The following is a 21348-nucleotide window of genomic DNA, read 5'->3' on the forward strand; positions in this document are numbered from 1 at the left end:
AGCATTAAACAATGAAAATATTACTCTTTCCTTTACACGACGAGCAAGGTCATCCCTGCCAAACAAGGTATTAAAAACAGTATCTTTGAAGAAGGCTACCATCTGACCTTCTGCTGCAAGCGCTGCCCAACCACCGGATATCGTAGCGGCTTCCGTATCGTACTGGTCTGCGCTACCACGTTTCCCTTCTTCTGCAGCAAGTTCTTTATGCGTAATTGCCTGATGCCAACGACCAAGCGCATCATCGCTTAATGATTCCTTGACCATGCATATTACCATGCGCTGAGTATCATCCTCAGCCGCAAGTTCTTTTAGTTTTTCCTGCATGGACGAGTACTGCTTACCTTCACTGGGAACAATTACTAATATCCCGATTTTATAGGGATGTTTCTTTAAGTCCGCACGCAGTTCTTCCAACCGGTTCTTGAGGGAATTGCTTTCGAACGAGCACGCCACAATATGCATCCTGCGATAGGTCGCCTCGGTGTTATCCCACATTATCTCTTCGAGCACTTTGGCAAAGACACCGTCTTTTTTGAACACTTCGTAGCGAGTATATTTCCGTTGGGTCTGTTCTAAGCGAACATCAAAGACGTCTGTATTACCGCTATAGGGAAGTTCTAGCCTCGCATCTCCATTCGCTTTTCTATCTTGACGAATAACGCCATTTTCCTCAAATATATCTAAATATTTATCGATATCGCTTTCTGTCAACTGCCCTGAAAAACACATATAGAGGCAACGCTTAGTCGAAGAAACACGGCTACCGTTCGCCTTGCTGTGCAAATGCGTTGTTTTACTGGTGGACATTACAGCTATAAGCAGCATGACCGCTTTAAAAATGTGGAGAGCTATATCATCCGAATTAACTAACTCTTTTTTGTTGATGAAATGTTGATAGCAACGTCGAGCCTCTGTGCTAAATTCTTTCACGTCACTTTCACGGGTAAAGAAGTAGTCCCAAAGAAAATCGGTTGTCAGCCAGCGCCAATCATCTGGGCCATAGTTGTTGATGTAGTGAATGAAACCTACATGCTGCGCAACATCCGATGAATCCTTCATAAAACGGAATAGAGTACGTTGAGAGGCACCAAAGTTTTGAGCGACAATAGCTAGCATTGTAAGCGTCATCGGATGCAGAGGACATAGTTGGGATAAGTGATCCTGCTTATTTCCCATTTCGAGATTATCAAAATCCGCGATGTTCTTACTGATCGATTTCATCAGCTGCTGTTTTATATTACCCCATTGGTCACCCATGCCAGTGCGCACCAAAATAGAGTCGCCGATTAGTTCGTAAGCGGCACTCTCACTGATATGAAACTCGAGTTCATGGTAACGGTGCAAAATTCGCTGATATGTTTCTGCGCCCATAGTGTCGACCCAGCTTGGATCTCTGTGAACAATTAGGCACATAAAAAACGGTTGTTGCTTACAATACTCAGATAGCCGCTGCAGCACGTTATCATCACCGCAGTCACGCAAAAATCCGGTAAACTCGTCCCAAATAAATACGATGCCTGTTTTGCTCAGATGATTGCCTGAAATCACATCTTTAATCCAATCCTGAAATTGATCGACAGATTTAAATAAGCCCCAGCCTTTTTCCATAATAACTTTGGCAACCAAATCAGTTGCCTTCAAATCATTCTCCATAATTTCAGAACGAAGTTCATCAAATGAAGCAAATTCATCGGAAAGGGCATACGCGGGATCTACAAAAACATTTTCCCAGTGAATAGAACTATCGTTGATAATGTCTTTCACTGAGGCAACCAGTGATTTATTGCCATAATAAGCTTTGTCGCCGAACTTTTGACGGAGCTTCTCACGGATTGACATTTCCATTTCCATCATAAGATGTAGGCCTGTCTTGATACCAGTGCAGCCACTTTTCCATACAACTAAAAACTCACCCTTTTCACGGATGGCTTCAAACTGATTGCGATATGGAATCAACAGGTTTTTTCTAGACATAAAAAGTTTAATATTCTGAAGCGTATCCTCAAAAAGGTGCTTCAATACAATGGCCGCATAGCTTTTTCCTGTGCCGTAAGCCCCATGGATCCAAAATGAGCGTCTCGCATCTTTCGTTTCCTCTTTTATCGATTGGCAAATCTTTTCAACGGCTGTTTTCATGTCTTCATGGACGATGTATTCCTGCCATAGGTCAGGGTTTCGTTCCTCTGCATCCAAATCCACAACCGATTCATAATGAGGGCTCAACTCGATATAGGTATTATATTTAGCCACTAGTGCAACCTCCTCCTATTCTGCAACGATATCAATGATGTCCAGTGAAGAAATCTCTGGGAACAACCTCACATTATCCAAATCGGCGACAAAAGACACACGAATATACTTGTCATAATGCAAGGCAAGTTCCTGTAAAATGTCTTTAAAAGCAGCAGGGTTGAGTCCGAAAATCACAACTGGGTCCATACCGATACTTGCATCGTTTTCACGAGCTTGCTCCAATTGTGCAAGCGTAAGTGTATAACGACCGGTTGCTTCAGCCCACAGATAAAGAGCATATAAAATCGCAATTGCGTCTGGGGTTTCCCATCCCTGCTTAATGAATTTATAGCTTTTGCCCACAGTGACAGGAATACCCTGCTTAAGGTTTGCACCGATGGGGCTATGACGAAGTGTTTCCAGCAGAGCCGTAACTGCATTGTCTCGTGTAGAAGGCGAATAATCGTCTCCCAGCATAAAGACAAGATCGCTTTTTTCATAGGTTTCACCGGCTGGTACCTTGAGCATATACCATTTTACAATTGTGGAGTGATACGCCAAGTTTGCCCAAATAACAGCCCATGTAAAGGGATTAAAGGGGCCAATCGGCTCCAATTTCTCACAGAGGGCAGTTGGACTTCCAGACTTCTCACCTTTATTAGCTGCAGTCATCAAACCGCTCTCTTTTACCCATACTTTCAGTGCATCATATTGACGAGTTCCAAGTTGGCCCATGGTAAAACAATCACCTTTGTTTTGAAAATAATGCTCCAACCATCCCTTACGGAACCCAAAATGCTGATATCGATTCATACCTTTTAAGTCCATAGTATTTCCCCCTTGTGTTGTTGAAAGTGATTTTGCCACCAGACAACCTTTCCCACGTGTAAACAGAATACAATTGTTGCAATGTTTACATTTATCTTCACGGATATAGATAGCCCCATCATCTTTTATAACAAATGCCCCAAACGAGCATTGTACCATACAGGCTTTACAGCCAACACAAAAAGCCACTTTGTTGGCAACCCCGCGCAAATGGCTGAGAACATAGCGATTCATACGGGAAAAAGGTGCATAAGAAACCGTCAATCCTTCTTTCTCTTCGATTGTAAATGCAAATTCCTGGCGATCGATCAATTGTACGCCAGTGTTCTCAAATTTCTCGATTATCGAACCCAAGATTGGAGCTACTGCAAGCCATTGTTGTTTGGTTTGGGTAAATTGAAAGATTAAATTGTCGCCCGATATTGTTTCAATAATTCTGTTTCCACCATTAGGCAACCCGCGCCCACCCATTCGGGCTTTCCAACCGCCTTCCTCGATAAATTGTTTACGTTCTTTTGCCGGCTTAGTATTTTCTGCGTATTTTTCTATCTTCTGAAATAAATCCTCCATTTCAAGCGGATATTTTGAATTTGCAATTCCATCCCACCAGGAAGACGACATCGGACAAATTTTACATCCCACTCGAAAAAGACCTATTCTATATGCATCATTAAAAAGGATTTCATGTTTCAGAAGGTAAGTATAAACTTCCGCTGTACCCCATTTCAATATTGGACTGCAATTCACTTGATTTATGTTTTTTGCACCTACGCTGACTTCGGCATATTGTGATCGTGCAACACTTTCTTCTGATCGAACGCCATCAAAAACGACAGCCTGTACATCATAGTTCTGTGTAATTTCGCGCAGTTTTAAGATTGTGGGTGCCGATTTATGTACAGCACAACACCACCGCATCCGTCTGCCAGGAAACCCAAACTCATCCCATGTTTGGATAGGGGATAAGTGACACTCTGCTTCATAAAAATTCAAATTATTCCAATGCTTTTTAGCACGTTCAACTGATAAGATAGTACTTTCAAGTTCCATGCCTGTATTACTAAATATTACATAAAACTCATCTGGTGATAAAGCATTGCTCACCAAATCTAGTAATATCAAAGAATCCTTACCACCGCTAAAAGCAACTGCAAAAGCATATCCTTTTTTTTTGTACTCCTCATACATCTCACGAATGAATGATATGGCTTTCTGCTCAAGGCCTTTCATAGTGACCTCGTTTGTTTTATAGAGTACATCTATATCAATCTCTTGCAATTTCAAGCCGTTTTTATATACTTTGACTTGGGGCTTTGAATAAAATCCGCCGCCCTTAGCCTCTGCTACACAGTCTCCGTTCAGCATATATCGCCTGATACCCTCCGCCCATAACAGTGGCGCGGTCGTGTCAGGGTAATGCCAATAGGCATCCAAGCCGAAGAAATCCAGTTCTTCTTTGAACACAGGACGTATCTCTTTTTCAACTTTACTGTTTATTGACAATCGGAAGATACCATAATCTTCCGTCCATTCATAACCATACATAATTTAACCCCTATCATAATGTTTGCAAAATATTCACGTAGGTTTTACGATTTCGCCAAGGGCGAATTTGGTGCAAAATAGAATGACAATTTGGACATACCATAATGAAATACTCCTCAACATATGTCATATCTGGCGAAATTTCCGTTGGTGGTACAAGTAGATGCGGCTCTAAAAACTGCACATTTGGCAGAGACCCGTAAATATGATCCACCCTAACGCAACAAATGGCGCATTGTGCAACACGATTTTTAAATTGAAAGCCTTGTTGATGTTCAAGATGGCGATGCAAGTGGCACAATATCGCCCCTTCTGGAAAGCCATCAGCTTCTTCTGATGCGCCAAAACCAACTTGCCGAATAACCGATTCATTTCTGCGAATGGCCTGTGCGATTTCGTGAAGCTCTCCTGGTCTTTCCTTGTATTCCTCATAAATTATAGTAAAAATCCTTCCAATATTTGCGTGCTTTTCGTTGTATTTCAAACTCCATAAAAATCTTGAAAGCTGGCTACTAACACCTGCAGTGTTTCTAAAAGTGTCATTGCGTTTTGCAATCGGAATAATTGGCAAGCGATTGAGCAAGTTGCTCAAATCTATGATGGCCTCGCTGTCCATCGAGAGATGCCTTCTCCCGTGGGAGAACAGGACATCAAGTCCTAGAATTACCTCATCTCTTGTCCAGCTCGCACGCATCTCATCACCCCACATTAATAAATACTGTCTTTTTCTCGTTATCCCACGCAAAGCGGTAGTCGTCCAGAACCTTGGACATGTTATAATAAAGTTCGTTTCCTTCTATGATGCCACGCTGGCGAAGGAGTAATCGCAGTTCCTCAGCAGCAAGACGTTGCGATGGCAATTTTTCGTGAACGTAAAAGTCACTTACAAAATCCGCAAATGTGCTAATGTTCGATTCCTTAGGAACTATTGCGGCGTGAATTGTATCGGTGGTTTGCCCCGCAAGGGCAGATATTGTTCGATAACCGATTTCAGGATAATATTTTAGAATCTCTTGTAGCAGTAGTCTCGTCCACGGCAGTCCGAACGGAAGCAACGGTAATGACATATACCATCCATTTCGAATATCTCGTGAAATGACATAGGCATTATCTTCAAACAATTCGTTAAGGCTATTGGTAATACTATTTTTCCACTGTTCGTTAATGCGCAGTGTTTCTCCCAAAAGATACTTATCTGCATCATATTGCAAAAATGTCGGTTCCTGCGTAATTTGCAGCTGTTGCTTTGTGCTGCTACCGGCAGCGAAACCAAGCTTGCTAAGAAAAGTATCGCATTCTTCAAGACTAATAGTATTTTGAACCATTCGAGCGTTGTGAATCAACAACCCTTTTACACTCTTAGGGTAATCCGGCTCTTGGCGCCAAATATGCGTATTTCCATAGAAAACATACTTTTCTCCTCCATAGCTTTCTTTTGAAAATAGGTGCTTAGCAAGATAATAAATTTTATCGATATCATCGAAATCATTATCATTCAGAAACAGTGACAGATCTATACGCACGGCATCATACAGCAGTCGGGCAGAGGAATACCCCTGAAATAGTTCGAACTGTGCGGCAAGGATACTCCTGATGATGTCTACCGCCTCATCTAAATCAACGATTCCATCCCTATGGATATATTTGTCCTTGCCAATTTCTATGATATTAGTGTCTTCTGCAATGGTATACATAACCGTTTTAGTCTTCAATTTGGAGTAGCGTTGAATATCGCTAGAAGAGCAACCGCACAGACCATGGCTTTTAATGAAAAGTGCAATGTCAGTATCCTCCTGAGGCGATATGCTTGAGGTTTTACTTTTTCCCTCATCGATAAAGGTATTCCGTTCTGAGTGGCCGCCTTTTGAAGTGGAATTTACATTAGCTGATTTTTTGTTCTTGACGAAAACTTCTAACTCATCTGGCTCAATTCCGCACTTTTGGCATATCGCCCGTGCCTTGTCTAAAACACCATAAGCACTGAGTTGTGCGTCGACATAATACCCATTGCTCAATCTCCTCGCAGTAATAAACTTTTTCCTGCGACTCTCAACGATAGGTAACCCATCTCTGCCCATTGGTTGATCGATCAAGGCCTCCATTTGTGATGAATAGCTTTTAGACAGTTCCTCACATACTACTATTAAAATCTCAATCCAACAAGTTACGGGGAATTCTTCACCCAGAAATATAATTTTTTGGGGTTTCTTATGCGTGTAGCTTCTTCTAACGCTAATGTCGACTTTATTGAACCCCATATTTGGATTAACCTCAGACATTAGTTCTGCTACATCTAAATCAACCTCATTAGGTGTCTGCATAACCTGATCTTCAATAGTGCTGCTACGGTAGGGATCCAATAATACTTTAAGTCCTTCCCAAAGGGTGAGACGTTCTTTCCATGAATAAAGATTCTTTGAATTAACATAAGAAACTACATTCATATCTATCAGTTGCTCCATCGTGACTATATCGTCTTGATACAATGCGTCAATTAAACGCCGATACTGTTGATCATGCAATATATCTGATATGAGACTCTTACGATCAAACACTTTTGAGGCATCTACACATTCAATCCCTTGCAGCTGGTAACTGGTTTCAAGCTTTGAATAATCAGTTTGTACAGTAACCTCAGAGGATACAACCCCATCAACTATGACACTATCCACATCAGTCAGCACATCACTGATTTTCTGATCCATTTGTAGAGACAGAAATACTTTATAATCTAGAAAAGCGTTATTGCAACTAATACGGTCGTTCCATGGAAGCCTTTTATATACTTGAGATTCTAATGAATACTGTTGAAATTGTTTCAGAGAATCCACATTGTCAATTTCAAATACAGAATTATTGTTTAATGATGACATGTTTTGCAAAAGTTCTATGTTATTAGCCACATAGCTTTTAGAAAATTTTCTTCTTTCTAGGAGCCATTTCTTATATTCAGCTTTTCGAGCACCACCAATAACGTTGCTCAATATGTCATTTTCTCCTTTCAATACTGTCTATATCCTCAAGGTTTCATTTAGTATTTCTCCCATCAAGTTTCACTTCAATTTCTAAAGAACGAATTTCAATTCTCTAGAATTACTTAATCCAAGAGTGAAACCATTATCTAACATTTACCTAACATCTCAGGAATCCAAAAAAGACCTGCACGAACTGATCATTCTAATGCCCGGCAATATGCTTACGTCATCAATCAATACTTTAAAATTCGACACAACCTGATGGTTTCCTTCCCTTTCCAAACAATTTAAGCATTATCCCAAATACAAAGGCTTCGGGAAATTCACCCGCCTAGTTAAGATATCACACAGTAAAGACAAAAAAATGAAAGGGCCTGATAAGTGACGAATCCGTCCCGTGGCTCTTTATTAATCATTCTTCAATTCATTTTTGTCAATACTCGTTCGAGATCGAGGAACGAAAATCCGAAACTATCATCTAATTTTAAGCCCATTAATGTATTCAAGCATCTTGATGGGATCATTTAAAATCTCATCATCAAGACTACTATAGTCTATTGCCTCTTGACTAAATCCCTCATTGATTAATAGTTCACCGTTATTCTCAAATCGTCCCCCATCATTATCCAAATCATCCTCCCCATTCATAGAATCTGGTTCAAACTCTTCTTGATCAAATAAATCGTCAAACATCCATTCGGGATCATCTGTAAGAACTTCAATGGTCTCCTTATCATTTACATAATCGGAGCCATAGAATTCACGGGGATCAATTTCGTAAATCTTTTCATAAATAATTACTGGACAAAAATAACGGATACCATTTATTACAATAACCTCATCATTTTCAAAATAGGTACTTACAGCACTACTATTCGGGTTAAAATTAAGGAACCCATAGTCTTCGTTAAAAAGATATGGTCGAGCTATGGTATAAGCTAAATCCATATAAAGCATATAAAAATTTGCGTCACAGTAGTTATCAAAGGTCCAGCTCGCTAATGTCATTAAGGCATCCTCTTGAACTGGATTAAAAGGATACCAATCCGAGAGAAATGTTTTTAAATCTTTAGCTTCTACTCCATTTATCATAAACATGGAAGCCATCAAAACCTGGTCGGCATGTTTGAATAATACTACTACTGGCGAGTCTAACACTTTGCAAATTATTTTTGTTAAGTTAGATGCCAGTATACTCCGATCATTCAGAGCACAGTCAAGCTCTACACAAAGGCAACTAATTGAGGAAATTAGTTTGTTTTCGATGATTACATTTTGGACATGGCTTAATTCTTTTACGTTATTACTCAAGGTAAATAACCATGAAATACTCGCAACACTATGCATTATTTTGGTTTCATCGCTACCAAATATGCAATGGTTTTTACTAATATAGTACACAAAACGGGACATGCTTTCGTTAATAGCTATCTCCAATGGTTCAACTGGATACCCCAACGCGGAAAAAAAGTCAAGGCCTGCAGAATACAGGTCCTTTTCCATACACATATTCAGGGCTTTTTCCACATCGATCATCACTCCAACTAGGGCGTCCATTCTATCCACTCCTGAATTAATAAGATCACATTTTCGTAAAAATATTTTGGATTAAATCCTCATACGATTCACCTTGGACATCAAATTTGAAGCGATTTACAAACTCATAAACCTTGTTAAGATAATCATCCTCTGTAACACAATCCTCGCTGAACTTTTCGTATAGGTATTCGATACCACCCCGTACATAAGAGTTAAATAGGTCCATATTCTTAATCATTGCTTGTTCGTTAGTATCTTCACGAAATGCTCTGTCAGTCCGTTGTTCAAGGGTCAAATTAGAGGTTTCATCTAATAACATGATCATGCGATAAATAAATTCGCATTTCATCTTTTCTTTATAGAAAACACTTAAAGGAATTTCAGCATCATCTTTATTAGAATTATCTTCGGGCTCTTGCTTTCCATTTAAAAAACCCAAAACCGCGCCAATCATATAAACATCCATATAGCGATCAAATACCTTAGCGGTATCCTTAAGGAACTTTGTATATGTTGCATGTTTTCCCTTAAGGTTATAATCCTTATCAAACATTTAATCGTGCTCCTTAATGTTTGTGAGTGTTTCTGACTTCTTATCCAAGAAGTACTTCTGCCCAACTTTATCGCCCATCACAGTCTCAGCAAATCCCCAGTCCTTTGCCATTACTACCATGATTACCTGCTCTGCAATATTTGGCAATATCTGAGAGATGTTGCAAACATGCTTTTCGTCGGCATTAGAAAATGGTGCATCCATCACTAGAGGGTATGGTTCAGAGCTTAAAGCAATATCCAAATCGCCAGTTTTTCCTTTTATTTTTTCTCTTGCCAGATCTACCAATCCAGCAATAAATGCAAAATTCTTCACGGTCTCTAACCCACGAGATTCGTCAGTCACAATATCACCATCGTCAAATGCGGTTAATAGAGTTACTTTGTATTTTTCATTAATGACGACCCTTCGTTTACCATGATACATTTTTGAAAATATACTATTAACGCGAATTTCAAGTTTCTCTCTAATTTCTCGTTCACTAATTTGATAAGTTTTACTAATCCAATCGTAAATTGATTCTGCATAACGCAAGTAAAGTCTTATCTTTTTGTTTTTGTCAGATATAATAGCCAAGCTATCATAAAGTTTTTGACTGTTCTCGATTTGAGTGACTAAACCCCCATCTTCCATTAACAATTGTTCTTTTTTAGAAGTAAAACTTCGCAAACGTGCTTTGTAGTCTCTTAGATTCTCTTCGTGTTTCCTCATATCACCCTTGCCCTTTATCTTTGAACGAATTTCGAGTACTTCATCCTCCCATTCATGTATTCGTCCTTTAGACCGCCGAGTCTCCTCGTAACGGGATTTAATAGTATCATGATAAGACTCACTCGCTGAACGATAAATAGAAATCTGTTCTTTAAATGTTCTGATCATTGTTCCGATTGATTGTGGAGGAAGATAATCACGTTCCTTAATTAGGTGAACATGCACAGGGCTACCTTCTTTAATTTCGACACCACAAATACAACGGCCACGCTCAATGATACAGTCGATAGACGTCGAATTCATATCGCGAATACCTTTATCGCTGATATCCGCTTCCTCCAGTGCAATTAAGGCTTTTCCCATGATTGGTTGAGCAAAAAGCCGATTGGATTCGTATTGAAACCTTCTAACAATCGTTTCACAGTTTGTTTCAACGCTGTTTCTTCTTGCTTAATGCTACGGTCGATTTCTTCACTTTTTTTCTGTAAAGAAGATGTGGATTCATTGTCACGCAAAATTTCCTCTGTCATTACCTTACGATGCTCATAATGATCAATCTGCTCACGGATATTAACCAGTTCTATTGCAATAAGTTCCCGTCGTTCCGTGAGGCTCTCAATGCGTTTTTGAGCCTGCTCTGCTTTTTGATTTCCACTAACATCCATACCACTTTTAAATTTTCCAATGACACTTTTCGTAGGACTCTGATTCAAATGTTTCATGGCATTATCCAATACAGATAACCCAAGTAATCCCTTGACGGATTCTGATACATCTTGCTTATTGCTAATATTACCAATTCTTTCCCCATCAAAGAAAAAGTAGTTTGAAAGCTCCTGAGGTAATATCTTACTAATAGTCGCATTTACAGCGACACCACTACGAACAGGCTCAACTTGTCCATCTTCCCTTTTATAGGAAACCTTTGCTGGGCCAGGCGGCAGACCACGAACTCCCCTATTATCACAAACGTAATCCTGTGAACGGCTAATAATATATTCTGTACTATCGTGTTTTAAGCATATTTCAACCTCAACTGTTTCTTTCTTGTCAGAATGCATTTTGCGTGCAATATCAAGATTTAACAATTCTTTAGTTGGAAAATTCACTATACCATATAACGCCCAGTTAAATGCTTGCACAAGTGTAGTTTTACCACTAGTGTTGGCGCCAATAATTACTGTTACATTGCATTGGCTATTGCAAGAAAACGCAATCTTCTGTTCGCCAGCATATTGACGGAAATTTTTCAAATAGAGTGATCTTAGTAGCATTTTTTAACCTCTTCCTCGATCAGCTTACGGATCTTTTCAATCATCTCGTCATTTGTGAACACCCTCGTTCTGAGATTCTCTCGTTCAAGGTGAAGGATGTCAAACTTTAACCGGTTGATCTTTTTCTCTTCTAGTGGTTGAAACATGCTATCAGACGTCATTTTCACTACCTCCGAATTCTTCCATCTTATAGGCATCTTCGATTTCTACAATAAGTCTATCTGATTCTGCTGGATTATCTGCAATGGCAGCGAAATCCCGCATTCTGGCTAATTCACGCCTTACCAGTGACAAATCCATCTTTAATTCCTCCGCTTCGACTATTCCCACCATATCCAATGGACGCGGTAATGTAATAAAATCATAGATCACTGCATGAGTTTTACCTGGAAATTTCCGAAGTACTCGACCTCGTCGCTGTACATATTCCTTCGGATTGGTACTACTCGCTAGAATAAATGCCATTTTGATGCTAGGTATATTAACACCCTCGTCTAAGCATCGGATTGCAACTAAAGCTTGAATGTGCCTGCCCTGTGAAAATTCCGTTTTGAGAAGCTCTCGTTTTTCCGCACTTTCTGCGGATGTGAACTGGGAAATTTTCATGTTGAGCTTGTTACCCAGCAAATCCGATACCACATCAATTTGACGCATTTCAAAATCATCTGCAACGCCTTCAATGTACTCAGGATCGCGCAAGGTTGCTGCGCCACAATAAACTAGAATGTGATTGTCATTTTGGAAAGGCGTCATCAGTTCATACAACTTGGCAATCTTTTCCTTTGCTGCTGCTACTATACGAGCCCTTTTGATGAGTAGCAGCTTACCATGTTCGCTAATTTTCAGTTTTCCTCTACTGTCTGTGCTACAATGTTTAAACACTTCCCTAGTTATAACTATGTACTGTTCCAACTCGCCATCGCTTAAGTGAACTACAATGGGATAGTAATAATAGGGTGTGAGCTTGTCTTCTCGGACTGCACGATCAAGTGTGTATTCGATACATTTTTCTCCGAAATATCCCATCAGTTTCGCAGTTCCTTCTTCATCGCTATGCCTCTCAAGCGTGGCAGACAATGCCAAACGATAGGTGATTTTTGGATTTAACGTGCCACTGAGATTGGTAGCTCCAAAATTATGTGCCTCATCAACTACTAGCAACACATTTTCTTCCAACAAATCCATTTGCTCTCGTACAAATTTCGAGGAAAATGTAGCATTAGTCGTAATAAAACAAAAATGCTCTTTTATTCCTAGTTTAAAATCAATTACAACATCCTTTAATCTTGACTTCCAGTTTTTTTGTTTTGAAGCCGAATAACCTACAATCGGTTTCATATTAAACATCACAATATCTTCTACCCACTGTTCAACCAAGTGCTGATAAGGGCAAACAATCACAACCGCCAGCCTATACCCACAATGACTATACAGTTTTGCTATAGCACCCAAACCGGTGAAGGTCTTTCCTGTCCCTGTAGCCATGTCAAAAATCCCACGAAAATTCAGTGTAACCCATTGTTCTATTGCCTCAATCTGGTAATCGTGAAGCTGCACTCCCTTTGGAATACATGGACCGTCATGAGCATGAGCGGGCTTGTGAATACAATACTCAGCTTCGGTTTCATCAATTGTCATATCAATGGGCCCTAGTTTATATGTCTGGAGTTTATCAAACGCCACCTTGGGGAATTCCACGATGCTTACATTGGGCTCACAATCATTCCAAAGCGTATTAAAAGCGGCATCTTTTGCCCGTGCACGGACGTTTTCATCTTTCCAGGAGCAAAATACATCGATAGTTTCATAGTTGCTCGTAAAAGCGGTAGAGGTTTCATTCATGGAGCCAGTAAACGCAATAATATTGTCCTCGTTGTCATAGAAAACGCCCATTTTCTCATGATACATACCGATACCACCACCCGCCTCAGTGAAGGCAATTTTAATATCTAAGCGACCATCTGCAATCAAATTAGCCAAGAGATTAAGTCTCTTTTCTTCAAAATGGTCACGTGGTTCAGTAAAGGAATTAAGCACTGCCCGTTCGATTACTTGGGCACGTTCTTCATATCCTTTGACGATAGCCTGAACATCCTCGTCTTGCAGTTTTGGAGATGCAATTAACATAATGCGACCACCGTTTTTTATGAGACCTGTGATGCCCCGAGAAATTTCTATCAAAGCAGTTGAGGAGAAGAAACCCACCGCACGCTTGTATAATAAAGCCTTTTGCAAAGTAGGAATATAGAAATCTGTTACAACGTTATCACTGAGTGAGCGGTATTCAGATTTAATGTTCAACTCCTGGAATCCCACAATAAACCCCCAAACTATTTTGTTGATATATGGATTTCACCAAAAGGGGTTCCCGTTTGCTCAGCTCAGCCGGCTTAGAGATGAAACCTAATGGCCGCGACAACCTCCAAAATTGTTAAAAATAAATATCGGTGACTGGATACTGAAGAAATAGATATTGGGCTTGGTCGGGACCAAAGGTATCACAAAACAGCTCGACAAAGAGATCTTCGGCGACACTACCCAGACTTCCCTTAGGCTTGATCTTATCAGTCATTTATTCAACACCTCAACCGTCGATAACTCCTTTAAGCAACAGTTTCTCCTTAAAGGCGCCTCTCTCCTGAACTTTTTGCTTTCTGATCAATTCAAACTGTTGTAAAGAGATGTTCTTATGGTCCAAGATCGCATAAACGACTTCAACCAAATCTGCCAGCTCTTCAATACTCTGGCTGTCCAGGTACTCCTGAAGTTCTTCACCTAATTTTGCGTTTAATGATTCTAGGTACTCCTTACCGGAGACCTTCTTTAATAAACCTAAATTCTTCATTATTTTGTAAAACCCTGCCAAGAACTGTTTCTTATTACAATATTCTTGAAATTATACACTATTAGCAAGGACTCTCTGCTTGATAGCCTTCTTTCCTTGCATACTCTGCGTAAATCATAGCACTCAACTCAGACATTTCTATGTTAATAAGACAATAAGAGGAGCGAAGCCTAAGGTTCACTTAGTTTCGCTCCTTTCATTGTCTTATCCTCTCAAATGACTCGTTCTTCCAGTTCTATCTTCAGAACATCATCTCGCCGTTATCAACGCTACTTATGTCTGGATTCTTCACAGTGTCGGCATTACGGTTGATATTAATTACGGCTCAACATTTTATGGGCAAAGCAAGTTGTTAACGAAGATCCTACTAGAGCTTGAAGGAAAAATTCAGTGTTTATTTTAGCCTTCAATGGGCCAAAGTGGACCATGAAAGTTTACATGTGAAAAGTTATCTCTGTCTTGAATCGATGAAGTGGCAGACATAATTAGCTTTTTTCCTGTTGGCATTCTGATTATCTCCATCCCAGTAATTCACCTGCAGTTTCCGACAACCTCATTGGATTTCCTGCAATATTTTCTATATAGCACTTCTTAAATCTGGATAGCTCTATTAAGTTGATTCTCCGTTGTAGTGAGGGATGAAATGCCCCGTATCGACGAAGCAATACTCATCGTGATATCAAAAATACTAATCCTTACTCATCGATTCCAGTAACTTCTGAAGATATTCTATTTGTTCCGGCGAAAGTTTTCTGGCTGTGTCCACCAGACGGCGAAGTTCCGACTCAAGCTGCGGGCGTTCCTCGGCAAAAAATTCTGTAAGCGTGACATTGAGAGCTAAACATATCTTTTCGATCGTAATAGCGTTTGGTGATTTTTTCCCAGCTTCTATATCGCTAATCGTTGTTTGACCAATTTCCGCAATATCGGCCAAATCTTTTTGACTTAACTTATTCTTTTTTCTTAATTCCAAAAATTTAGAGCCATAATCGATTCCCATTATTTCACTCCCTATCGCTAAAGCAATTATAACAAATAAAAAAGTCATCCAATAGTACGCTAAAGCGGTTGTATAATACTGCTAAAGCAATTATAATTGTTATAAAAAGGAAGTGTGCCTTTATGCAAAATCTTAACTATCTTCGAACCAAACAAAATTTGTCTCAGGCTGAGCTTTCCAGACGCTCGAGTGTTTCCCAAACCTATATTTCCGAACTGGAAGCCAAGAAGAAACAGCCTACCTATCCCATCCTGAAGAAACTTGCTGCCGCTCTCAGTGTTAGTATTGCCGAACTGATCGGAGAACAATCTCCTGAACAGCAGGAGGAAGACGATGTCCCGACACCTCAGTGATTTTGAGATTGGCTATGAATATGTCCGCAAGCGCTATTCGGTTTTGGCCAAACATGGCTCCCAACATTTATGGGAACTGGGAAACGCTTACCTGCAGACAAGGGGTGCTAACGCCGAGCTTTCCAGAGGCATGGGATTCTATTTCCTGGAGTTAGGAATTAAAATGCGTCTTTCTGAAATTACACCGGCCCATAAAAAAGAAGACTACGTTTAGAAGTCCGCTTTGCTTTCTTTATTGCAGTTCGACAATCAACATTGTCCTCAATGAGGGTGTCAATGTCATTCGATAACTCTCCCCTAGAAGTAGATCCAAATACCCCTATTTTACACAATCCGAATTTCACAAACAAATTGTTACGAATTATAATGTCTTCCAACTGAGATATTTGATTAATTTGCTGAATTCAATCTCCCATGCCCTGACGACTTCCCTCTTCACGAGGGGGAGCAAGGTGCGAACACGGATCCAATTCTGTGTGCATTTGTCAATCTGAATAACGAAAAGAGCCCTGCATCCGGTTTGTCCAGTTTGGGCTCCAATGACAATTCATTCAACATGGGGTCAAGAAGGTTCAACAACCTCAATCGTTTGCTCAACTTCAACTTCCGCTTCCACTTCAACTGGATTAGCTATTTCTATCCTCGAATAGATCTCTATATCTTGATTCACTGCTTCAAAAGATATTACCAAGGAGTAAGGCACCGATGCCTCCACATCTTTAGCCCAACCCGCATGACCTATGACCGCTATGCAAAATCCTTCCGCAAGTTCATGGGATTTGATAATCACCCAGTCTTTCTGAACCGTTCCGTTGTTACGGCTCACCCCTTTGATTCCCCAATCGCTCCTCTCGCGGATTGCCCATGGGATAGCACCTGAACTGGTAGACCCCACAGATTCATTTTCATGATCTGCATGCTCACCATTCGCAAGTTCGATCATTCTCCCAGCAAATATTTCGCTGGGTTCATTTAGTTTGCTACTCTGCCATTCCAACCAGGTGGACAGATACCTTTGTCTCGTCCTTCTCGTTCGCCGAGGCTGAGCCTTGTAAGAAAGTGTCACTTCAACCTGAATATCAAAGGCATCCGCCGGACTGCGCAGGTCTTCGGGAATTTTCACTTCATAAATATGTACTTGTCCCGCCCGAATAAAGACCTCACCGGTAGTAACGAGAGTAATTCGGTGCATAGAGTTACCTGTTGCCCGGTTAAGGTCCGGTATGCCGTACCCAATATGTTTAATTACCTGAGATTTATCCGGATGAGAGCTTGTCCACGCTGGCCAGCGTGCCGACTGAATTAATAGCGCCCGGTAAAGAAGCGCCGGTTCTTGCGGTAGAATCGACTGGATAGCGGCAACAATGTTTGAAATTTTAGGGGCAGCAAACGATGTTCCTACATTGTCATTACCAAATAAGGGCCCACCGTGTAAAGTAGAGCGAACAAGCTGAGGAGCAGTTTCCGGCAAAATCTTAATATTTGGAGGGTGTCCAGTATCATAAACAAAATCACCGCCATACTCAACAACTTCCGGTTTTATTACATCCCAGATGCCCGGACCAGTACGGGAAAAAGAGGACGGTTCAGAAAAGCCGGCAAAGGAATTTTCGCTCCCAGAAGAGGAATTTATGGCAATTGATCCGACGGTAATAGCCTGGAGACTTTGGGCTGGATTGGCAATTCGTGTCCATGGTTGATATAAATAGTTCGGGTATTCTTGACCACTGAAGATATATTCCCGTATCCCCGGCTTACTTACATCTCCGTATTTTGGGACATTACCAGCAGAAAGAATAAAAAGCAGGTCATTTTCCCAAGTTAGTTGATCTATTGATGCAGCCCAAGCACTCATATGTACCAATCGGCAAGGACTTGTGGAATTGATAGAATGGTTAAAGACCTTTGTGTAAGCTGGTCCTCTATGAAAATGCTCAGTAATCTCTTTCAAAACCTTGGGTGGAAAAAGGTTTATAGGCATTTTGTTGTCTTCATTTAGAACTCGTGCATTCTGTAACCAGCACGTTTGTTTATACGTTGAACTGTAAGGGATATCTCTTGGATACAACACCGCTCCGGCAACCCGTGTTCCATGTCCACCCTGATGAACATAGTCAGCAACATCTGTAACTGTATTAATCCAGCTTCTTGATTCACGTTGCTCTACGGCATCTTTAAGTAATGGGTGGCGCTCCTGAATCCCACTATCAATAACGCACACCCTCGGCGCATCCATATCGGGAGCTTCTAACACGAGCGGCTCTGAGTCTTCCTCAGTAGTGGCAGCTAACTCGCTATTCGCAAATTCAATCTCATCTACCTCTGCCACATCAAACAAGTAAGGGAAATTAAGTACAAAGTCCCGCAATCCCTTCCCATTTATACGGATCCGGCAGGTAAAACTATCCGGAAGTTGGCTGGCTGAATCTATTGTTCCTTCTATCATTGATGAAAGTATCTCGCCGTCATAGACTTCAACTAATCTCGTTAAAGCCAAGAATCTTTCATCAGATAAATCATCCCATAGTTCGTAGATTTCATCGCGTTTTCTCTGCCATCTGCCAACAGCGTCATTGTAGCGTTCCTCTGTTGCGTATCCTGCCCTGCGTTTGATCGGATGTACGGGAATTTGGAGAATTCCTAAACAGGCTATCCCTACATCAACTACAAACTGGTCATCATCTCGGATGCTCGGCCAAGCGCTCAACAATGCTGGAGATAGAATATGCTCAGTCCTCCAAGATTTACCACTGACAATTTCCCATAAAGCAGCTACGTTATCATGACCACTGATAGCAAACAATTCGATTTTAGCGGCCAAATCACTTATCGAAGTATCCGCAGAAGCGCCAATAATAAAGCCGTCCTCAAGTTCGCCTATAAGTTCGATACCGAAGGTCTTTAAACTCTCAATCAACTCCGAACCAGGATCAATTCTCAAGAATAACGGAATAGCCCCCGGCATCTCCGGATAACCTTCGTTACTCCGATTTATCTCGGTCTCATGCCATTCATTCCGTATCGTGCCAACAGAAGTACGCAAAGCTTGGGCATGTATTCCCCTGTTCGTTTTGTTTGCAGTTGTAATTGGGTTAACTCCCCTAGGACCTGGAGGACGTTTCTTTTTCGAGGCATCTCTAACAAGTTTGAGATAAATATGTGGAAAGGGATTAACATTACTCACTAATACGTCCCCCGCTCTCCATTAGGGCTTCTAGGAGAACTTCTTCTGTTAATGTCTCTTGGCCTTCGAGAACAACTCTTTTGAGAGCGTCTCTGCAACCCCGAACAATTTCTGCTGCTGAATAACCACGACCAGTATCTAAAACCTTCTCCCAATCACAAATCACGAAATTAGCAACCGCTAAAGTTGCTTTGATTAGTTTTTCGATCTCGTCTCTACCTGGTTTTGGCACTTCCAATATTTCATCAAACCGGCGCCAGATCGCCGGATCAAGCTCCGAATCCAGATTAGTGGCACATACCATCAAGCCAGGAGCATCGTAATCATCCAACAATTGCAAGAAACTATTGACGATTCGTTTGATCTCACCAACCTCTTGAGTTGCCATGCGAGACTTGGCAATCGAATCGCATTCATCAATAAACAAGAGGCATGGTGACTGACCAGCAGTCTCAAATATTGAACGTAGGTTAGCCGCGGTTTCTCCTAAATAGGAAGATACCATAGAATCGAAGCGAACCTTAATAAATTCTAATCCTGTGTTCCAAGCTAAACGTTGAGCACCTAGGGTTTTACCACAACCTGGTGGACCATAGAGCAGTATTTTTTTGCGTGGCAAAAGACCGAAGAGAGCAAGTCTTTCCCGGGCAGCATATTCTCTTTCAATGCGTAGAAAACGTTCTTCCACAGCTTGTGGGAGAATCATTAAGTGTTCTAAGCGATCGTTCTGCACATGGGTAATTAAGGGTAACTCATATCGTCTACTTCTAGGTAAAACACTTAAGCTAGAGGGTTTTCCTTCAGCCAGAGGTAACGGGTTATGGCTAGACGAAGCCTTTTCTTTTAAGAGACTGCTCAATTCTTTGGCTAATTCACCGTGACCTTTTTTGAATTCGTCCTCAACAATTACCTTGGCCATCTTTTGTAGCTCCTCTGGCTTACCGTCGGAAATTGCCCTAAACAGCCTCTTCATTAATACAGCATTCATCCCTACACCTCCCTTTGCCTATGAATAAACTAATCAAGGTTAATAATCTCAAAAAGAAACCTCTCTCCATTTATTATACAATAATTTACTCATAAGAGATTCAACTACTTAACCATTTTCCATATTAATTATAAAATATGCTCAAACTTCCTTCCGCTTCCTTATTTTTTACCCAACCGCCCCAATCTGATCAGCGTGTCTGCGAGGCTCCCTTTTCCCTTAGTGAGGCACTGACTAATCTCCCCTAACTCTTTCATCATGAGGTTCATACGATAAAGCATTGTTGCTTGACTTTGAGTTCCAATGTCAAAGCCATTCTTCTGATGAAATCTCTTCACTGCCTCAATCATTTACTATAAATCACTATCGTGTTTTGGATTCAACCGGGACATGTACTATAAACCCTTCGATTACTGGCAATACAATAAAACCCTTCTGATCATCACCGAACACTTTCCCATCATTTTTCGCGAGCCAGTTAGCTGCATAGGCACATAAAAAGGCATCCAGCTTGTCCTCCAGGTTCTTAAACCCTTTCTTGGACATAGCCTGAATACCCAATGAATCATTAAAGAAATCAGTAGCATTATGAACAGGAGGATCGAAGTCGCTCAACCGTTTAAAAAGGTCTACCATCCGACCCAGCTCTGATTTTGTTACTCCGAATTCAATCTTACTTTTGGTTTTATATTTAATTGGGAACGCATCAGGGAAAAGACCTAGAGTTATGCCCGTAGGGAAGGTTTCCATAATGACATGTTTTTTATTGCGTGGGTCACCGGTGAGCGAAAAAGCTGGCATCCTATTTCTAATAGCTCTTACGACTTCTTCTCCTCGAACAATACCGTAGTGTTTTAACATAAAACTTCTACTGCACGTGTAAAGAGACAGATTTTTGCCATGAATTTTCGCTCTCATAAGAGCTCCATCACAGTATCTAGAACCTGTTTCGTTATTCACTATTAATGGCGCATCAATCGCAACGATTGCCCCATCCTGGGCATACTCTTCAACGATTGAAGCGATCATCTCATCGGTGAACACTTGGGATTTACAATATACTATTTTGCCAAAGTCATCGATAATACAAATCCCAGATTCTTTGCTATAGGTCCACGCTAAGTCAATTCCAATATAATGCATTGATTAACCTCCGATAGCGCTTGGCTTTTCCTTGCGGAAACCCTGTTAATAAACCCAAATTCTTCATTATTTTGTAAAACCCTGCCAACAACTGTTTCTTTTTACAATATTCTTTAAATTACACACTATTAGCAAGGACTCCCTGCTTGATAGTCTTTCTTGCATAGCATTTACT

The 21348-nt window shown here is 40.7% G+C and carries 19 protein-coding genes; 2 read left to right on the forward strand and 17 right to left on the reverse strand.

Annotation, left to right across the window (positions count from 1 at the left end; genetic code table 11):
* The 13 genes from UF75_RS09645 to UF75_RS09695 all read right to left on the reverse strand — a co-directional run.
* On the reverse strand, positions 1–2253 hold a 2253-nt coding region (locus tag UF75_RS09645; protein ID WP_045574399.1), incomplete at its 3' end, for a hypothetical protein.
* A gap of 15 nt (positions 2254–2268) precedes the next feature.
* Positions 2269–4608: a phosphoadenosine phosphosulfate reductase family protein gene (locus UF75_RS09650; RefSeq protein ID WP_045574400.1), complete on the reverse strand. Its 2340-nt coding sequence runs from the start codon at positions 4606–4608 to the stop codon at positions 2269–2271.
* Positions 4609–4621: 13 nt separating this feature from the next.
* Positions 4622–5317, reverse strand: coding sequence for a hypothetical protein (locus UF75_RS09655; RefSeq protein WP_207642477.1), 696 nt, complete (start codon positions 5315–5317; stop codon positions 4622–4624).
* Positions 5307–7592, reverse strand: a complete 2286-nt coding sequence (locus UF75_RS09660) for a hypothetical protein (RefSeq protein ID WP_045574402.1) — start codon at positions 7590–7592, stop codon at positions 5307–5309. Before UF75_RS09660 ends, UF75_RS09655 begins: the two co-directional genes overlap by 11 nt.
* Positions 7593–8057: 465 nt before the next feature.
* On the reverse strand, positions 8058–9140 hold the full coding sequence (locus UF75_RS09665; RefSeq protein ID WP_045574403.1) for a hypothetical protein: 1083 nt from the start codon (positions 9138–9140) through the stop codon (positions 8058–8060).
* Positions 9141–9165: 25 nt separating this feature from the next.
* The gene (locus tag UF75_RS09670; RefSeq protein WP_045574404.1) at positions 9166–9675 is read right to left on the reverse strand and encodes a hypothetical protein; all 510 of its coding nucleotides are present in this window, start codon (positions 9673–9675) and stop codon (positions 9166–9168) included.
* The gene (locus UF75_RS09675; protein ID WP_045574405.1) at positions 9676–10749 is read right to left on the reverse strand and encodes a hypothetical protein; all 1074 of its coding nucleotides are present in this window, start codon (positions 10747–10749) and stop codon (positions 9676–9678) included. It abuts the gene before it with no gap.
* Positions 10734–11660, reverse strand: coding sequence for an AAA family ATPase (locus tag UF75_RS09680; RefSeq protein WP_045574406.1), 927 nt, complete (start codon positions 11658–11660; stop codon positions 10734–10736). Before UF75_RS09680 ends, UF75_RS09675 begins: the two co-directional genes overlap by 16 nt.
* On the reverse strand, positions 11651–11821 hold the full coding sequence (locus tag UF75_RS28140; protein ID WP_156146338.1) for a hypothetical protein: 171 nt from the start codon (positions 11819–11821) through the stop codon (positions 11651–11653). Before UF75_RS28140 ends, UF75_RS09680 begins: the two co-directional genes overlap by 10 nt.
* Complete coding sequence (locus tag UF75_RS09685) at positions 11811–13976, reverse strand: DEAD/DEAH box helicase family protein (RefSeq protein WP_045574407.1); 2166 nt, start codon at positions 13974–13976, stop codon at positions 11811–11813. Before UF75_RS09685 ends, UF75_RS28140 begins: the two co-directional genes overlap by 11 nt.
* Positions 13977–14091: 115 nt before the next feature.
* Entirely contained in the window at positions 14092–14232 is a 141-nt protein-coding gene (locus UF75_RS28145; protein ID WP_156146340.1) for a hypothetical protein, read from the reverse strand.
* A gap of 12 nt (positions 14233–14244) precedes the next feature.
* A complete protein-coding gene (locus UF75_RS09690) occupies positions 14245–14505 on the reverse strand; it encodes a nucleoside triphosphate pyrophosphohydrolase (protein WP_045574430.1) in 261 nt (86 codons plus the stop codon).
* A gap of 688 nt (positions 14506–15193) precedes the next feature.
* On the reverse strand, positions 15194–15505 hold the full coding sequence (locus UF75_RS09695; protein ID WP_045574408.1) for a helix-turn-helix transcriptional regulator: 312 nt from the start codon (positions 15503–15505) through the stop codon (positions 15194–15196).
* A 122-nt stretch (positions 15506–15627) separates the two neighbouring features.
* Between UF75_RS09695 and UF75_RS09700 the strand changes: the two genes are divergently transcribed.
* Both UF75_RS09700 and UF75_RS09705 read left to right on the forward strand, forming a co-directional pair.
* Positions 15628–15858: a helix-turn-helix transcriptional regulator gene (locus UF75_RS09700; RefSeq protein ID WP_045574409.1), complete on the forward strand. Its 231-nt coding sequence runs from the start codon at positions 15628–15630 to the stop codon at positions 15856–15858.
* Positions 15839–16072: a hypothetical protein gene (locus UF75_RS09705; protein ID WP_045574410.1), complete on the forward strand. Its 234-nt coding sequence runs from the start codon at positions 15839–15841 to the stop codon at positions 16070–16072. Before UF75_RS09700 ends, UF75_RS09705 begins: the two co-directional genes overlap by 20 nt.
* A 348-nt stretch (positions 16073–16420) precedes the next feature.
* On the opposite strand, the gene UF75_RS09710 is transcribed toward UF75_RS09705, so the two are convergent.
* The 4 genes from UF75_RS09710 to UF75_RS09725 all read right to left on the reverse strand — a co-directional run bounded on the left by UF75_RS09710 (position 16421) and on the right by UF75_RS09725 (position 21173).
* The gene (locus UF75_RS09710) at positions 16421–19042 is read right to left on the reverse strand and encodes a S8 family peptidase (RefSeq protein WP_197079361.1); all 2622 of its coding nucleotides are present in this window, start codon (positions 19040–19042) and stop codon (positions 16421–16423) included.
* On the reverse strand, positions 19035–20030 hold the full coding sequence (locus UF75_RS09715) for an ATP-binding protein (RefSeq protein WP_045574411.1): 996 nt from the start codon (positions 20028–20030) through the stop codon (positions 19035–19037). Before UF75_RS09715 ends, UF75_RS09710 begins: the two co-directional genes overlap by 8 nt.
* Positions 20031–20191: 161 nt before the next feature.
* Positions 20192–20380 carry a hypothetical protein gene (locus UF75_RS09720; RefSeq protein ID WP_045574412.1) on the reverse strand — a complete coding sequence of 63 codons (189 nt, stop codon included), beginning with the start codon at positions 20378–20380 and terminating at the stop codon, positions 20192–20194.
* 13 nt (positions 20381–20393) lie between these two features.
* Positions 20394–21173, reverse strand: coding sequence for a DUF429 domain-containing protein (locus UF75_RS09725; RefSeq protein WP_045574413.1), 780 nt, complete (start codon positions 21171–21173; stop codon positions 20394–20396).
* Between the last annotated feature and the right edge of the window lie 175 nt (positions 21174–21348).

This window comes from Desulfosporosinus sp. I2, from assembly GCF_000960765.1.
Lineage (GTDB): Bacteria > Bacillota > Desulfitobacteriia > Desulfitobacteriales > Desulfitobacteriaceae > Desulfosporosinus.

Coding starts and splice junctions, on each gene's coding strand:
- UF75_RS09650 (WP_045574400.1), bottom strand. CDS start 4,608: ATGTATGGTTATGAATGGACGGAAGATTATGGTATCTTCCGATTGTCA.
- UF75_RS09655 (WP_207642477.1), bottom strand. CDS start 5,317: ATGTGGGGTGATGAGATGCGTGCGAGCTGGACAAGAGATGAGGTAATT.
- UF75_RS09665 (WP_045574403.1), bottom strand. CDS start 9,140: ATGGACGCCCTAGTTGGAGTGATGATCGATGTGGAAAAAGCCCTGAAT.
- UF75_RS09670 (WP_045574404.1), bottom strand. CDS start 9,675: ATGTTTGATAAGGATTATAACCTTAAGGGAAAACATGCAACATATACA.
- UF75_RS09675 (WP_045574405.1), bottom strand. CDS start 10,749: ATGGGAAAAGCCTTAATTGCACTGGAGGAAGCGGATATCAGCGATAAA.
- UF75_RS09680 (WP_045574406.1), bottom strand. CDS start 11,660: ATGCTACTAAGATCACTCTATTTGAAAAATTTCCGTCAATATGCTGGC.
- UF75_RS28140 (WP_156146338.1), bottom strand. CDS start 11,821: ATGACGTCTGATAGCATGTTTCAACCACTAGAAGAGAAAAAGATCAAC.
- UF75_RS28145 (WP_156146340.1), bottom strand. CDS start 14,232: ATGACTGATAAGATCAAGCCTAAGGGAAGTCTGGGTAGTGTCGCCGAA.
- UF75_RS09690 (WP_045574430.1), bottom strand. CDS start 14,505: ATGAAGAATTTAGGTTTATTAAAGAAGGTCTCCGGTAAGGAGTACCTA.
- UF75_RS09695 (WP_045574408.1), bottom strand. CDS start 15,505: ATGGGAATCGATTATGGCTCTAAATTTTTGGAATTAAGAAAAAAGAAT.
- UF75_RS09700 (WP_045574409.1), top strand. CDS start 15,628: ATGCAAAATCTTAACTATCTTCGAACCAAACAAAATTTGTCTCAGGCT.
- UF75_RS09705 (WP_045574410.1), top strand. CDS start 15,839: ATGTCCCGACACCTCAGTGATTTTGAGATTGGCTATGAATATGTCCGC.
- UF75_RS09715 (WP_045574411.1), bottom strand. CDS start 20,030: ATGAATGCTGTATTAATGAAGAGGCTGTTTAGGGCAATTTCCGACGGT.
- UF75_RS09720 (WP_045574412.1), bottom strand. CDS start 20,380: ATGATTGAGGCAGTGAAGAGATTTCATCAGAAGAATGGCTTTGACATT.
- UF75_RS09725 (WP_045574413.1), bottom strand. CDS start 21,173: ATGCATTATATTGGAATTGACTTAGCGTGGACCTATAGCAAAGAATCT.